The following is a 14,898-nucleotide window of genomic DNA, read 5'->3' as shown; positions in this document are numbered from 1 at the left end:
CACGGGCGCAGGCCTTGGCGTCCCCCTCTGCCCGTTTCAGCCAGCGTTATCGCCCGCAAAACCCGCAGCGGCACACCTGTTGCCGCCGATGCCTTGCGCGCCGCCGATTCGCATAGCATTGCGGGGTCAGATGCGATCAGATGCCCGGGCCAAACGCAAAGCACACCGACCACAATCCGCCGCAAGCAAATGTGCCAAATCACATCAGCCGTATGATCAAATCTGCCACTGTATCTTTTCCAAGCCATTCTGGCTGAATCCCGCTATTCCTGACGATATCCTAGCGAACGAAGGCTTTAGAAAAGGTAAGCAAAACCCGGTATCTTCAGTTCTGCGCCGATGCGTCTGGCGCAATCTCCTTGCGAAGCGCCGACAGTATCCGATTCCGCATATGTTCGCTTTGCTGGATGAGGATATTTGCATCGGCAAGGCTTGGTGGCGGCGATGGTTCGGCCAGACTTTCATTCTTTCCCGTTAGGGCTTTGTCCGGCTGCGCTGTCGGCTTGACGGCAGCTTCGTCAACATGTTGCTTGCCAGAAAGACGCGCCGCCTCGCCAGGAAAGCCAAGACCTTGCAGCCGCTTTGAAAAGGCTGCACGCAGCCCGGCCTCAAGGCGGGACGGATCATCAAGATACCCGAACGCGCTAATCAGAAATGGCGCATCCGGGGCTTTTTCCGCCAGAACGTGCAAAAGTTCAGTCTCTATTTCACCGCGAATCTGATTATCGGCCTGCTTCAATACTAAGAATGCAGACTCATATTCTCCATTGGAAGCATGGGCCAACACCGCCGCACGTGCCAATTTTTGACCGAATTCCGTGTTTCGGTGCTCAAAGGCGACAGCGGCGATATGTTCGGCATCGGATGGCAAAACGGGTTGCCCCGATTCCAACCGGAAATTGATCAGCGCCAATAGAGCGGCGGCCGCGTTTTCGCTATCCTGCGATGCAACATCTCTCAACAACCCGCTGGCTTCTTCCTGTTGTCCGCCGGCACTCTGCAATCTTGCATGCATAAGCCTGAAACGGTCACCCGGATCACCACCTGCGCGCGAAATGGCATCGCGAATTGTAGTGGCTGTTTCCAGATCATTTCGTGCAATGAACTTCTCGGCCAAACCGGGGCCAAGATGGCGCCGCAAATGCAGCGGAAGTTCGGAAAACGCCGATAGAATGGCATTTTTGTTGATGTCAGTTTCCGAAGGCAGCATTGCCACATCTAGGGCCGACCACAGCGCAACCTTGCCATCGCACCCCGTTTGGCCCCTTAAAGGACCAAGACCGGTCAAATCGTCTCCATCCATGATATCTGCCACCCGCAAAAACAGGTTCGCATCAGACAGATCCATACCAAAGGCCCTGATCATTGCGCGTGCTTCGGCCCCAAATCCAAGATAAAGATAGCCCTTCACAAGGGTGCTCAGATTGGCCGGATCGACACGATCGAATTCCCCCAGCAGGTTTGATCGGCCCCTCGCGATTATATCAGCAGCAGACCGTTCAGAATGCGGCACCGCAAAATCGAAACGGTCATCGGACATGCAGATGTCAGCAGCGCCATCAGGGGCGGCAAGATCGGGACGATCCCGATCCATACTGGTAACGATTTCCAGCCCGAACATATGCCTGGATGAGTCGGGGATTTCAGGTGGCGGCTCTGCCTTATCCGCAGCGGGGTTCTCCTGTACCTTTGGCGGAGCGGGCGCCAGATCGACCGAAATAAGACCCTGCGCAGCCGCGCGCCCGAATTCACGCAGCAGCACCTTCCGCATTTCATTGATTTCTGACGAATCAGAGACTGAATCATCTATGGGCAAGGCGGCCGCTTGTATGATTGTCTCGTCGGCAGAATCGTCCATCGCGGTAAATTGACCGATCAATCTTATATGCGGCATTGCCGGTAAATCGGGTGACGCGGGCATCTGGAAAGAAGCGATTTCGCGATCCTCTTCTGGCGCGGGTTCCGGTCCATCGCGGATATCAACCACAAGCTTGGTCCCTGCATGAACGCTTGCGACGGCATGGCAGACACATCCCAGTGTCAGCACCACGCGCCGACCATCATTTTGCGCCTGTATATCCGTCAGCCTCTTGCGCGGGATAAATCTGAAAACCTGACTGAAATCAAATTGCTGACTGGCCCCTGAAATACGCAGTTCATAGCCACCATTCGCAGACACCAGCGCCCATTCCGGCAAGACAGGGAATTCGAAGACAAGCCGGGAGAAGCCGGGATGTTCGCCCGATCTTACATCTATCGGAGCTGCCTGCGCACAACTGACAAATCCCAATATCAACACGGCGGCAGCAATCCTAATCATGCCGCATCCCGTGTCTGTTTCAGCGCCTCTTCCAGATCAGCAAAGCCGGGCCGGTTATGGCTTGGTGTATTCTGACGACCGACCTCGATGCAGATATTGGCTGAATGATTGTAAAGGTTGGCGACCAGAACTTCACGGATAAGCTGATAGAAATGCGCGTCCTCCTCGATGACGGTTTTGACCTTCGCCGCAAATGGCCCAACCAGACCATAGGCAAGAAACACCCCCAGGAATGTGCCGACCAGCGCCCCGCCGATCAGTTTTCCAAGTATTTCAGGTGGTTGATCAATGGACCCCATTGTCTTGATAACGCCAAGAACGGCGGCCACGATGCCCAGGGCCGGCAGGCCATCTGCGACTGTCTGCAAGGCGTGGCTGGAATGAAGGGCATGGTGCAGATTCGCCTCCATCCGCTTTTCCAGAACTTCTTCTACCTGGTGAGGATCGTCATAATTCATCGAAGCCGAGCGCAACGTGTCGCAAATCAGCTCAACCGCCTCACGGTCGGCCCGGATTTTCGGGTATCGCCCGAAAATAGACGAATCCGCCGGTGCCTCTATATGCTCTTCCAGCCCCATCGGGTTCTGTCGGGCCAGCCGTATCAACTCGAACAACAGACAAAGCAGGTCGCGATAGTCGGTGGCCTTCCATTTCGGGCCTTTGAAAACCTTCCCGACCGCCCCGAGTGTATGTTTTATCTCGCTCACATTATTGCTGATGATGAAGGCACCGATGGCGGCACCGCCGATCATGGTGAACTCATAAGGCAGGGAATGCAGGATGATCCCCATCTTGCCGCCAGCCGCCATATAGCCACCAAATACCATGACGAATATCACGATGATCCCGACGATCCCGATCATGTATCCTGCTCCGCTATTGCCGCAACCCGGCCGAAAGATTGCCTGTTGGAAATTAACAAACCCTGACTATTCCTGCGGGGCATTGGCATTCCGGCCGGCCAAAATAACGCTTATCGAATAGGCTTTTTCAGGCGCCAGCCCCGCCATGAGGGCGGCCGCCGCATCCGGCCGCATTCGCCCGATGAAACCCGCCGCGAAATCGGGCGCCATCGTTTCGAACAGCACAGCCGCGTCCTTGGGCTTCATGTTTTCATAGACGGCTGTCAGACGCGCCACATCATCCTGCGCTGCGCTCTGAACTGTCGCTACAGTTGATCGCAGCGCGGTTTCGGCTCGTTCCAACTGCGCAATCTTGCGATCAATCTCGTCCTGCGCCTGCACGATCATCGCTTCGCGCTGCTGCAGCAGGGTTTCCGTTTGCGCCACATCCTGCTCTTTGCGCTGCAGCGCTTGCAGAAGATCCGAAATTCCATCCGGGCCCGCGCATTCTGCGGATTTCTCTTGCGATGCATGGCCCAGCATACTGACCTCCTTGGCCAGCGCGGGGCCTGCTTCACCCACAAGCCGCAATATTCCCGATGCCGCCAGCAACCCGGTAACGACGAAAAGCACGCCGCTTGCGACCCCTCGCGCATGTCGCGACTTGGTCATGATGTCACCTCGCGACTGCCGCGCAGCACCAGCGGTGGCAGCCTGTCGTCGTCATCTGAACCGTGCCCAGACCGAATGAATGAGATCTTTGTTCTGATCAGCGGTTCGGGCGGATCAGTCTCTGTTTTTACTGTAGGGTTGGCCTCCTGATCAGTCGCCGCCTTCTGCAATGCCGTCTTGCTCTGACCGATCTCATTCCCCATCGAAGCTGCCCTTGCCGCTGGCGCATTGTCGGCGATGGGCAGATCGTGAAGGGACGCCACCAGAAGTTCCAGCCTTTGCGCAACGCCTTCGGCCCGGTCGGTCAGGCTGACCAGCGTGCTGGAAGACGATTTCGCCGACACGCGCGCACCGTCCAGGGCGCGCGTCATGTCATCGACCTGCGCAGACAAAACCGCAATCGCCCCGCCAACGCCTTTTTCCAGGTCGGTAAAGCGGCGCAAACGCCGCGACAGAACCATGCAGTAAAACGCAGCCCCAAGTGCGCCAGCAACCAACAGGATATCTGAAATCACTGCCATTTCATTCCCTAGTTCAGTACGAATTCCGTAATCAACAGATCGCGCACCAGCCCCTCGCCGGTCACGATCTGCACGCGACGCAACATTTGCGCCCGAAGCCGGACAAGGGCCGTAGGATCCTCCAGATCGGCGCTGTCAACCGCGCGCAGATAGCTGTTGAGAACATCCAGAACCCTGGGCATCATTGATGTCGCAAGCTCGGCCTTGCTGGCATCTACCTCAAGCTGACCCGAGAATTTCAGATAGCGATTCGCGCTCTTGCGCCCCAGCGAAATCACCAGCGGATCAATCGGAACAAACGCAAAATCGAAAACAGGTTTCTGATCATTCCCATGGCTGCTTCCTGCGGCAGGCTCTGCCCCATGCCCGCCGGATAACATACCGGAATACATCAAGAAAAACCCGACCCCACCCAAAACAACCGCCAGGATCAATCCAATCAGAATTCCGCGTTTCGCGCTGGACTTGGCCGGAGGGGCATCGGCGGCTTCGGATGTGGCCATGTTCATGTTCCATTCTCTTCCAATCATCCAGCTATAAACCCGGCAGAACTAACCGATTGTTAAGATCGCCGTGAAAACGATGCCTTTGCAAACGGGCAAAAGCCCCTGTCGGAGAATCCATTGTGCAACCGCTTTTCGCAGTCTGGTCCGCGCTCGACCCTCGCCGAAGAATGGCGGTGGGCGCCGCTACGCTGATCACCTTTGTGGTGATTCTGTTGCTGTCCCGCATGGCGACAACACCACAAATGGCCCTGCTTTATTCGGGGTTGGAAAGCGGCGCGGCAGGTGAGGTTATCGCCGCCCTCGAACAGCAGGCCGTCCAGTATGAGGTGCGTGGCTCCTCGATTTTTGTAGAGACGACCCGGCGCGACGAGTTGCGCCTGACCCTCGCGGGGCAGGGGCTGCCTGCAACAGGCGGCGCCGGATATGAATTGCTCGACTCATTATCCGGCTTTGGAACCACATCGCAGATGTTCGACGCGGCCTATTGGCGCGCCAAAGAGGGCGAGTTGGCCCGCACGATTGTCTCGAATCCGGCCATAAAGTCCGCCCGCGTTCATATCGCGACCGCATCCAACCCCGGATTCGGCCGCAACCGTTCAGCGACCGCATCCGTCACGCTTGTCATGCGGGGAGCAACGCTTTCGGCTGCGCAGGCCAGGGCGCTTCAATATATGGTCGCCTCGTCCGTCGCCAATTTGTCGCCTGCGGATGTCTCTATCATTGATGGAACAAACGGCCTGCTCGTTTCGGGCAATACCGATGCACCTGCCGGTGACGCAAAAAACAGGGCCGATAATCTGCGCCAGAATGTCGAACGGCTGCTGGCAGCGCGCATGGGCCCGAACCGGGCCGTGGTCGAGGTCAGCCTTGAAACGGTGACTGACCGTGAATCAGTCACTGAACGGCGCTTTGACCCCGACAGCCGCGTCGCTATTTCAACCGATTCCGAAGAACGCAGCAATTCGTCTCGCGATCAGGACGGTGCCGCCGTCACAGTTGCCAGCAACCTTCCGCAAGGCGACGGGGGCGCAGACAGAAATTCCTCCAGCTCCAGCTCGGAAACCCGCGAACGTGTCAATTTCGAGGTTTCCGAAACCCGTCGCGAAATCCTGCGTATTCCCGGCGCTATAAAACGGCTCAGCGTGGCGGTTCTGGTTGACGGGGTGCGCATACCCGACGCAAGCGGCACTCCGGTCTGGCAGCCATTGCCAGACCCGGAACTGTCAGCTTTGCGGGAACTGGTCGCCTCGGCTGTCGGCTTCGATCAGACGCGTGGCGACGTCATAACCCTGAAATCCATGCCGTTTGAACCGGTTGCGGAATCTGGCACGCAGGTTTCCCAGTCAATGCTCTCGTCGCTTCCTCTGGATATCATGTCATTGATCCAACTGGCTGTCCTGGCCGCAGTCGTCCTTGTTTTGGGCCTTTTCGTGGTTCGACCCGTCTTGATGACACGCAGCAAGCCGGCGAGGATAGCACTGGCAGCGCCCGCCGGTGCGACCTCGGCGAAAGATGCGACCCAGGCCAGCCTGTCGGGCGAAATCAATGACGGCTACCTTCCAGCAGAGGCCATCAACGGCTCCGGCGCGGCAATCGACAGCACAAGGCAGGCACGCGCCGCAGCCCTGCCCCCGCCGTCCGCCGACCCCGTCGAGCGGCTTCGGCAGATGATCGAAAACAGACGTGAAGAAACTGTAGAAATTCTGCGAAACTGGATGGAAGAAGAGGAGCGCGCCTGATGCCGCCCCTGATCTATGAGGATTTCTCTAGGCACACGCCTGCCAAGCCTCTGCAGGCCGGACCTGTATCAGACCAGGAAGACCGCCTTGCTGCCTATGAGGAAGGGTATCGCGCCGGCTGGGATGACGCCGCCGCCGCAGAGGCCAAGATCCAGACTCGTATTGATGCCGATTTTGCCCAAACCCTGCAGGAGCTGTCCTTCACCTATCACGAAGCCCGCAGCCATATTCTGAACGGTCTCGCCCCGATTCTGACGCTCATGGTCGAAAAGGTTCTGCCAAATCTTGCAGGACATGGCTTTGCCGCAACAATTGCCGATATCGTTCACAAAGCTGCGGGCATGGCGGCGGATCAACCCGTTGAACTCGTGATAAGCCCGTCGAACCGAGCCGCGCTTGATAAGCTTTTGCATAACAAGGCAGCGCCCCCCATCAAGATTGTCGAAGAGGTCACCCTTGGCCCCGGTCAGGTCTATCTGCGGCAGGGCGCCCAGGAACAGATCGTCGATTTTGACGCCCTGGTGGCGGGCATCCAGAACGTGGTTGACGATTTTCTGAATACGGACACATCGAACGAAAGGGCATTCAGGCATGGCTGACGGTTCCGAACGAACACCTGCGATTGGCGGATCTCAAAATTTTCTATCCGGGATTCGCCTGGATATCTGCGTTTCGCTGGGCAAGGCCAGACCAGCCATCCATGATCTGCTCGACATGGAGCAAGGCACCATATTGCCGCTTGATCGAAACATCGACGACCCGGTGGAACTCTATATCGGCGACAAATTGATCGCCCGTGGCGAATTGCAGGAGCTTGAAACCGGCGCTCCCGGTCAGATTGCAGTGCGGCTCACCGAAATCATTGACCTTAAGGACTGTCTCTGATCATGCCAAAACTGGCTTTTTCATCATTTATTCTAGGGGCCATGTTTGTGGCCGCGCCAGCCTTTGCACAAGAGGTCACACTTTCCTTGGGGGACACTGGCTCGCTCACGGCGCGCAGCATCCAGATCATCGCGCTATTGACGGTCCTCAGCCTTGTGCCGGGCCTGGCCATCATGGTGACCTGCTTTCCGTTCATCGTGACGGTGCTGTCGATCCTGCGACAGGCCATTGGCCTGCAACAGTCGCCCCCGAACATGCTGATCGTCAGCCTGGCGCTGTTCTTGACCTATTTCGTCATGGAGCCGGTCTTTACGCGCGCCTGGACCGACGGCGTTTCGCCCCTGATCGAAAATCAAATCTCTCCCAAACAGGCTTTCAGCCTGACGATCGAGCCCTTTCGCGGCTTCATGGCAGCGCGCATCGACCCTGATACATTTGCGGCCCTGTCGGATCTGCGTCCCGATGCTGCGGCAAACAGCCCCGCCGATGCGCCACTTTCAATCATGATTCCCGGCTTTTTGCTCAGCGAAATAACCCGCGCCTTTGAAATCGGCTTTCTGATCTACCTGCCGTTTCTGATCATTGATCTTGTCGTCTCGGCCGTGCTGATGTCGATGGGTATGATGATGGTGCCGCCAGCAGTGGTTTCCATGCCGTTCAAGTTGGCATTCTTTGTGGTGGTAAACGGCTGGACCGTAATTTCTGGCGCGTTGGTGCGCGGTTATCTCTGATTGAACGACAATCGCCGATAAGTGCCAGAACCGTCGCGTAAAAACTGGGGTTGAGTTGACTTGGCAGGCGCAATCCCGCATCGATTGCTGCATGTGCAGTATTCCGGAGACGGGTAGATGAAGATTGCAATGATCGGGACCGGATATGTCGGTCTGGTGTCAGGCGTTTGTTTTTCTGATTTTGGGCATCAGGTCATATGTGTTGACAAGGATCCACGCAAGATTGCCATGCTCGAAAGCGGCAAGGTTCCCATATATGAGCCCGGGCTTGATGAGCTTCTGGAAAAAAATGTCGCGGCCGGCCGCCTTTCATTCACGGGCGATCTTGCCAAGGCCGTCGACGGCGCCGATGCCGTATTCATTGCCGTCGGCACGCCCACACGGCGCGGAGATGGCCACGCCGACTTGACATATGTCATCGCGGCCGCCAGGGAAATCGCCAATGCGCTGACCGGCTATGCCGTCATCGTCACAAAATCGACCGTGCCCGTCGGCACCAACCGGATGGTTGACAAGACCATCCGTGAAACAAATCCGGGTGCTGATTTTGATGTCGCCTCGAACCCCGAATTCCTGCGAGAGGGCGCGGCTATAGACGATTTCATGCGGCCCGACCGTGTGGTGGTTGGCGTTCAAACCGAACGCGCCAAGCATGTCATGGGTGACATCTATCGCCCGCTTTTCCTGCGTGATTTTCCGGTGGTCTATACCGATCTGGAAAGTGCCGAGATGATAAAATATGCCGCCAATGCATTTCTGGCCACCAAGATTACCTTCATCAACGAAATTGCCCTGCTATGCGAACGCACCGGCGCCGATATCAAGGCGGTCTCCAAGGGCATGGGGCTGGACGGCAGGATCGGCAACAAGTTTCTGCATGCCGGACCAGGCTATGGCGGTTCGTGCTTCCCCAAGGATACCTCGGCCCTTGCGCGCATCGGACAAGATAACGCCGTGCCGATGCAAATCACCGAAACCGTCATCAAGGTAAACGAAGAGATCAAGCGACGCATGGTAACCAAATTGCACGATCTTGCCGATGGCAGCTTCGTCAACAAGACGGTTGCCGTTCTGGGCGTGACGTTCAAGCCGAATACCGATGACATGCGGGATGCTGCCTCGTTGACCATCGTTCCGGCCCTGATTGGCGCGGGCGCAAAGGTTAACGTGGTTGATCCCCAGGGCCAACGCGAGGGCGAAGCACTGCTTCCGGGTGTGACCTGGATGGAAGATGTCTATACCGCCGCCAAGGATGCTGACCTGGTGGTGCTTTTGACAGAGTGGAATGAATTCCGCGCGCTCGATCTGCAGCGCATCGCCAAATCAATGCGCGCAGCGCGTCTTGCGGATCTGCGCAATATCTATTCCGCACCCGATGCCAAACGGGCCGGATTCGAAGCCTATGCCGCGATCGGACGCATAGGTTTTGGACCTGAAAACTAAAGCTCTCGCATGAATTTTCGACCCTAACGAACTACAAATTCGGCATGCAAGGCGCCTGCCGCCTTGATGCTTTTGAGAATGTCAATCATGTCGCGCGGCGATACGCCCAGCGCATTCAGACCTGCGATCACTTCGGAAAGCGAAGTCCCTTCGGCGATCTCGGCAAGGCCCGGGCCACTTTCCTCTTCGATCGATGCTGAACTGCGCGGAACAACGATGGTCTGACCGGCGGCGAATGGATTGGGCTGCACAACCAACGGTTCTTCGCGAATCCGAAGTGTCAGGTTTCCCTGCGAGACGGCAACACGCGATATTCGCACATCGTCACCCATGACGATTGTGCCTGACCGCTGATCGACCACAACACGGGCGCGCTGCTGTGGCTCGATCGAAATATTTTCCAGCTGGCCGATCGCATGCGCGGGGGATCGTGCCCTGGTGGCCCCGACATCAATTTCGACAGTTCCGGCATCCAGCATCCGCGCGACATTCTTGCCGAATTCGTGGTTAACAGCCTGTTCGATCCGTCCCGCTGTCGTGAAATCGGGCGTGCGCAAGGCCAGGCGCAATGTCCGCAGCGAGGAAAAATCGAAATCAAGCTCTCGTTCAATCCGCGCACCGGCCGGAATTGTGCCGGATGTCGGCACCCCCTGAACCACACTGGCACCGTCAGCATTCGCCGAGGCGCCCCCGGCAATGACAGCGCCCTGCGAAACGGCATAAATCTGGCCATCCGCCGCGGTCAGCGGTGTCATGATCAGTGTTCCGCCCAACAGGCTTTTGGCATCGCCAATCGCTGATACCGTAACGTCGATATGGCTGCCCGCGCGGGAAAAAGGTGGCAATTCCGCCGTCACGAAAACGGCCGCCACGTTCTTTGGCCGAAACTGCTCGCCGGTCACGTTGACGCCAAGCCGTTCCAGCAGGTTCGACATGATATCTTCAGTATATGGCGTGTTGCGTATCCCGTCGCCGGTTCCGTTCAAACCGACGACAAGCCCGTAACCGACCAGATCATTCCCGCGCACGCCATCGAATTCGACAAGATCCTTGATCCGCACGGGCGCAGCAAACCCGCAGGATGTGCCGAGCATTAGCATGATCACGGCCGCAAACATTTTCATGACAGGAAATCCGCAAGATTGAAGCGCGACAGCCGCGCGGTGACAGTATAAAGCGCCTCTAGCTGTCCTTGGACCGCTTCGAGCGCGGTTGCCGTGTCATAGGGATCGGCGCCAATCAGATCATTCCGGGCAAGCTCTAACATTGTCGAATTTGCTGCATTTTGCGCCTGAATAGTCTCGATTCTGTTCTGATCGGCCCCAATTTTGGCCCCCAGCGCGACCAATTGCGCCTGGGCAGAAACCAGATGCCCGCCGGCCTTGGACGCAAGAGCGGCTTGTTCTGTTGAATTGCCTGCCATTACCGTGCTGTCAGCCAGCAATGCAGCAGACGCGAACCCGGCCAGCATATTGCGCACGGCCGGATCCATGGCAGACACATCGAATGACATGCTTTGCCCCTCCGCCACGCGAATGGGCCCGGATGACCCTGTCGCGCCAAGAAAACCGACGGCTTCAAACCCTGCGCCGGGAGTGTCAAACCATGTGGCCACGGCGTTGAACACATCATCCGCCGTGGTCAACCCGGAAATCGCCGACTGCAGCGCCGTCAAGATTGTGCCAGCATCGGCAACGGCGGGCCCATCTGTCGCAGCGCCTGCAAAAACCGATCGCCCGGCGATGCTTGTATTGAGCGCGGACAGCGCCTGTTCGAATTGGCCGCGGGCCTCGACCCCGGCCGTAGTCAGATTCGCCGGGTTGGGCGCCGAGCCAACCAGCAGCAACGTCGGTGCCAGCATCGCCGCCGAATCGCCAATTCTTTGGGTGCCTGCCTGCAAGGCCTGCGATAGCTGTGCCGCCAATGCGCCCGATACCTGATAGCTTTCCAGCGCCCTCAGAGACCGTTCTATCGACGAAAGAACGGTGAAATTCCCCGATAGATGCCGCCCCTGATCCGCGACCCGGCCACTGGTCAGTTCCTGCGCCAGTGACCCAAGCTGGGTTTTCAACCCCAGAGTCTGGCGACGCAACTGAAAGCTTTGCGCCAGATCGCCCAGCATGATCTGTGTCATCGCTATATCCTCAACAAGGATTGAATCATTTCATCAATGGTCGAAACCACCCGCGCATTGGCGGAATAAGCCTGCTCCACCAGCAACAGCGTCTGAAGTTCCTTATCGGTATCGACACCACCCGCCAGTTCGGTGCTTTTCAGCGATGCGACCTGCGCCTGCGAAAAAACCTGCTGGGACTCGGCGCGTTGTCGGCCCAGCCCGATGGCCGAAAGCACTTCAGCCGCCTGACCCGCCACGCTGCGCGCTGATCCCGCGAAATTTCCTGTGGCCGCAATACGGTTTTCGTTCAATACCGTCGAAAAGACATTGAGCAGCGTGGCATCGCCGGTCAGGCCCGGCGCCGTCGCCCCAAGGCCCGCGCGCAAGCGCCACAGCTGCCCGCCTGCGGCAGGGTCGACCACAGCATTTACGGCCAGCCGCCCGGCCAGCCCGACTTCATTCGCGGGGGCAAATACCATGCCCGCATCCGTAAACAGGCCCGGCGCATCTACAGGCAATGTGGTATCAAGCCCCGAGCTTTGAAAGCGCGACACCAGATCGCGCGCCAAGGCATCTATCTGGCTTTGCGCCTGTGGGGCCAGAACGTCGCGCTGCGCGAACAGCCCGGCCAGCCGACCACCAGAAATCGGGCCGTTCGCACCTGATATGTTCAACGTCTGGCCGTTCAGGGTCAGGCCTGACAGGCCCCCGGAGGAAAGCGACATTTCAGGCACAATCACACCTGATTTCGCAAAGCCGAAGCGGGCAGCCGTGCCGTCAAGCAAACTGGCGCCACCGGTAGAATAGATCGCGATCTCGCCATGATCGCGGTTCAGAACCCGCAGCGGAATGATGGGCGCAATTTCATCCACCAGCACCTGACGCTGATCCATCAACCCGGCCGCATCATGGCCCGCGCCCTGCTGCAGCCGAATCTGATGGTTCAACCCGGCGATCTTGGCCAGGTTATTGTTCAGCAGATCCACATTCAGCGCGATCTGGTCATCGGCCAGCATGCGTTGCGCCTGAATCCCATCCGATATCGCGTTGAATTTGCCTGCAACCGCTGTCGCGCCGTTCAACACTGCCGTCAGCATCACATCGGAATCCGGGCGACTGGTGGCCTGAATTAACGCAGCATCGAAACCGGCCAGCGCCCCATTCAGCGAATTGGGATCCCCCGGCAAGCCGATTGTGGTTTCCATGCGCGCGTAAAATGCGGCACCGATATCATCATGCCCGGCCTGCGCATCGGCTAGCCAGCGGTCAGACAGGATCACCTGATCGACATCGCGGCGTATGCCGTCGATACGCACACCCGCGCCGGTTCCGCCGACGGATTGCGACGACAGGATAACGCTGCGCCGGCCATAGCCTTCGGTCAGAGCATTGGCCACATTGGCCGAGACGACCTCGGCCGAGCGTGCGGCAGCCGTCAATCCGGACAGGGCATTTGACAGGGCGCCGGTAATGCTCACGTTTGGGGCTTTCGGTTAGGGTCAGCGTTTGATGTTGGTGGTTTCCTGCAGCATCTCATCCACGGTCTGGATGATCTTGGCGTTAGAGGAATAGGCGCGCTGGGTCTGAATCAGCTGGGTCAGCTCGGCCGCGACATCGGTTGCGGATTCTTCGCGCGCATATCCCACGACTTCACCCGTGGGGCCATCGCCGGCATTCCACAAAAAGAACGGCCCGCTGTCGGCAGACACCTGATAGGCTTGGTTGTTCAGTGAAATCAGGCCATTGGGATTGGGCACATCGACCAGCGGGATCTGATAGATCGTTCTGGTGAATCCGATATCATAGATCGCATGCACGAACCCGTTCGCGTCGACCTCGACCGAGGTGAGATTGCCGACCGGAGAACCGTTCTTGGAAATAGAGGTCGGCGCAAAGCTGTTCGACAACTGCGTCAGCCCGCCCGGATCGCCCAGCCCACCGATGGTCAGCTCCAGCGGGCCGCCTGCAACGTTAACGGTCAACGCGCCGGTAGTGCCGTCATATGCCCCGCCCGACACGGTGGTGACGGCGGCAAGCGTGCCGCCATTGGCCCGGCTGCTGTCGAATGTCAGGTCGTATTCACCAACGACCGCCCCCCCCGATGCAGTGTCAGTGATCAGCATCGTCCACTGGTTTGATTGGCCACTGGCCGGGACGACAGGCGTAAAGCTGACCGTCAAGGTTTCGGATGTACCCAGGTTGCCGAAATATTCGACCGACAGCGTTTGCGGTGTCCCGGCAGAACCCATGGCGGTTTCGGTCGCCGGCAGATTGACCCCCAGTTCCATACTGGTGGTCGGATCACCTGCGAAACCGTTGATACCAATCTGAATCGGTTCCAGCCCTGCTGCGGTATCACGTGGAAAAGTAGATACTGTTCCATCTGGATTCGCCGGCCATCCCATCAGAACCATCCCCGCATCCGTGCGCAGGATGCCTTCGTCATCGGGCCGGAACGAACCGGTGGTCATCAGCATCAATGGATAGTCGCCACCCTGACCCAAAGCCACGGCCTCGGTCACCGGCACCATGCCGCGGCCGCTGACAGCAATGTCGGTGGAATTGCCGGTGGTGATCAGCGGCCCGCGTTCATCTATCAAACGATGTGTGGTCGTTCGCACCCCGCCGGCAGAAAATGAATTCGCGCCGTTGATGACCAGTGAATGAAATTCTGCGTCTGACCGCTTATAGCCATAGGTCGACGAGTTCGCGATATTGTCGGCAATCGTCGCCAGACGTGTCGCATTCGCGTTCAGACCGGCCACACCGGCATTGAGCGAGGAGGAAATCGTCATTGAAAGCGCCTTTCTGCTGCTTCGACTCCTTGTCGCGATCAGCCTAGGCACCGGTCCATTAACAGCGCGCTAACAGATAAAATTTCATCTATTTCCCGCCCCCGTCAGAGCGCAGCAATATCAGTTGCACGCGGTTGTTTCGTTGCGCCATAGGATCGGCCACCACCGGATTACGCGCCGCATGCCCGGTCACCCGCACAACGCGTCCTTCCGCCAACCCGGCCCGTTCGACCATCATGCGTATTGAATCGGCCCGCCGCATGGACAATTCCCAGCTGTCATCACGATCAACCACCACAGGCTGCGCGCGAATATACCCTTCAATGGC

At 58.0% G+C, this 14,898-nt stretch carries 14 protein-coding genes and 1 pseudogene; 5 read left to right on the top strand and 10 right to left on the bottom strand.

Annotated elements, in window-relative coordinates; genetic code table 11:
• Positions 1-325 precede the first annotated feature (325 nt).
• The 5 genes from ACTCHC_RS04420 to ACTCHC_RS04400 form a co-directional block, all read right to left on the bottom strand.
• A complete protein-coding gene (locus tag ACTCHC_RS04420; RefSeq protein WP_463021257.1) occupies positions 326-2,320 on the bottom strand; it encodes a hypothetical protein in 1,995 nt (664 codons plus the stop codon).
• Entirely contained in the window at positions 2,317-3,183 is an 867-nt protein-coding gene (motA, locus tag ACTCHC_RS04415) for a flagellar motor stator protein MotA (RefSeq protein WP_463021256.1), read from the bottom strand. Before motA ends, ACTCHC_RS04420 begins: the two co-directional genes overlap by 4 nt.
• Before the next feature lie 66 nt (positions 3,184-3,249).
• A complete protein-coding gene (locus tag ACTCHC_RS04410; protein WP_463021255.1) occupies positions 3,250-3,834 on the bottom strand; it encodes a MotE family protein in 585 nt (194 codons plus the stop codon).
• Positions 3,831-4,355: a hypothetical protein gene (locus ACTCHC_RS04405; protein ID WP_463021254.1), complete on the bottom strand. Its 525-nt coding sequence runs from the start codon at positions 4,353-4,355 to the stop codon at positions 3,831-3,833. The genes ACTCHC_RS04410 and ACTCHC_RS04405 overlap by 4 nt, the downstream gene beginning before the upstream one ends.
• 8 nt (positions 4,356-4,363) lie before the next feature.
• A complete protein-coding gene (locus ACTCHC_RS04400; RefSeq protein WP_463021253.1) occupies positions 4,364-4,864 on the bottom strand; it encodes a flagellar basal body-associated FliL family protein in 501 nt (166 codons plus the stop codon).
• A 116-nt stretch (positions 4,865-4,980) separates the two neighbouring features.
• Here ACTCHC_RS04400 and fliF point away from each other — a divergent pair, with 116 nt between their 5' ends.
• The 5 genes from fliF (at position 4,981) to ACTCHC_RS04375 (ending at position 9,659) form a co-directional block, all read left to right on the top strand.
• Entirely contained in the window at positions 4,981-6,600 is a 1,620-nt protein-coding gene (fliF, locus tag ACTCHC_RS04395) for a flagellar basal-body MS-ring/collar protein FliF (RefSeq protein WP_463021252.1), read from the top strand.
• Positions 6,600-7,199, top strand: a complete 600-nt coding sequence (locus ACTCHC_RS04390; protein ID WP_463021251.1) for a FliH/SctL family protein — start codon at positions 6,600-6,602, stop codon at positions 7,197-7,199. The genes fliF and ACTCHC_RS04390 overlap by 1 nt, the downstream gene beginning before the upstream one ends.
• Positions 7,192-7,485 carry a FliM/FliN family flagellar motor switch protein gene (locus ACTCHC_RS04385; RefSeq protein ID WP_463021250.1) on the top strand — a complete coding sequence of 98 codons (294 nt, stop codon included), beginning with the start codon at positions 7,192-7,194 and terminating at the stop codon, positions 7,483-7,485. The genes ACTCHC_RS04390 and ACTCHC_RS04385 overlap by 8 nt, the downstream gene beginning before the upstream one ends.
• A 41-nt stretch (positions 7,486-7,526) precedes the next feature.
• Complete coding sequence (gene fliP, locus ACTCHC_RS04380) at positions 7,527-8,216, top strand: flagellar type III secretion system pore protein FliP (protein ID WP_463021249.1); 690 nt, start codon at positions 7,527-7,529, stop codon at positions 8,214-8,216.
• A gap of 117 nt (positions 8,217-8,333) precedes the next feature.
• A complete protein-coding gene (locus ACTCHC_RS04375; RefSeq protein ID WP_463021248.1) occupies positions 8,334-9,659 on the top strand; it encodes a UDP-glucose dehydrogenase family protein in 1,326 nt (441 codons plus the stop codon).
• 23 nt (positions 9,660-9,682) lie between these two features.
• Here the strand turns inward: ACTCHC_RS04375 and ACTCHC_RS04370 are convergent, their stop codons facing one another.
• The 5 genes and pseudogenes from ACTCHC_RS04370 to ACTCHC_RS04350 all read right to left on the bottom strand — a co-directional run.
• Complete coding sequence (locus tag ACTCHC_RS04370; RefSeq protein ID WP_463021310.1) at positions 9,683-10,777, bottom strand: flagellar basal body P-ring protein FlgI; 1,095 nt, start codon at positions 10,775-10,777, stop codon at positions 9,683-9,685.
• A 2-nt stretch (positions 10,778-10,779) separates the two neighbouring features.
• Positions 10,780-11,793 (bottom strand): flagellin, encoded by a 1,014-nt coding sequence (locus ACTCHC_RS04365; protein WP_463021247.1) that lies wholly within the window; start codon positions 11,791-11,793, stop codon positions 10,780-10,782.
• Between the two features lie 2 nt (positions 11,794-11,795).
• A complete protein-coding gene (flgK, locus tag ACTCHC_RS04360) occupies positions 11,796-13,253 on the bottom strand; it encodes a flagellar hook-associated protein FlgK (RefSeq protein WP_463021246.1) in 1,458 nt (485 codons plus the stop codon).
• Between the two features lie 21 nt (positions 13,254-13,274).
• On the bottom strand, positions 13,275-14,570 hold the full coding sequence (locus tag ACTCHC_RS04355; protein ID WP_463021245.1) for a flagellar hook protein FlgE: 1,296 nt from the start codon (positions 14,568-14,570) through the stop codon (positions 13,275-13,277).
• A gap of 88 nt (positions 14,571-14,658) precedes the next feature.
• A pseudogene (locus tag ACTCHC_RS04350) lies at positions 14,659-14,898 on the bottom strand (chemotaxis protein MotB); the annotation flags it as partial.

The sequence above is a fragment of the Actibacterium sp. genome (assembly GCF_055134745.1).
This window is presented reverse-complemented; position numbering and strand designations above follow the sequence as displayed.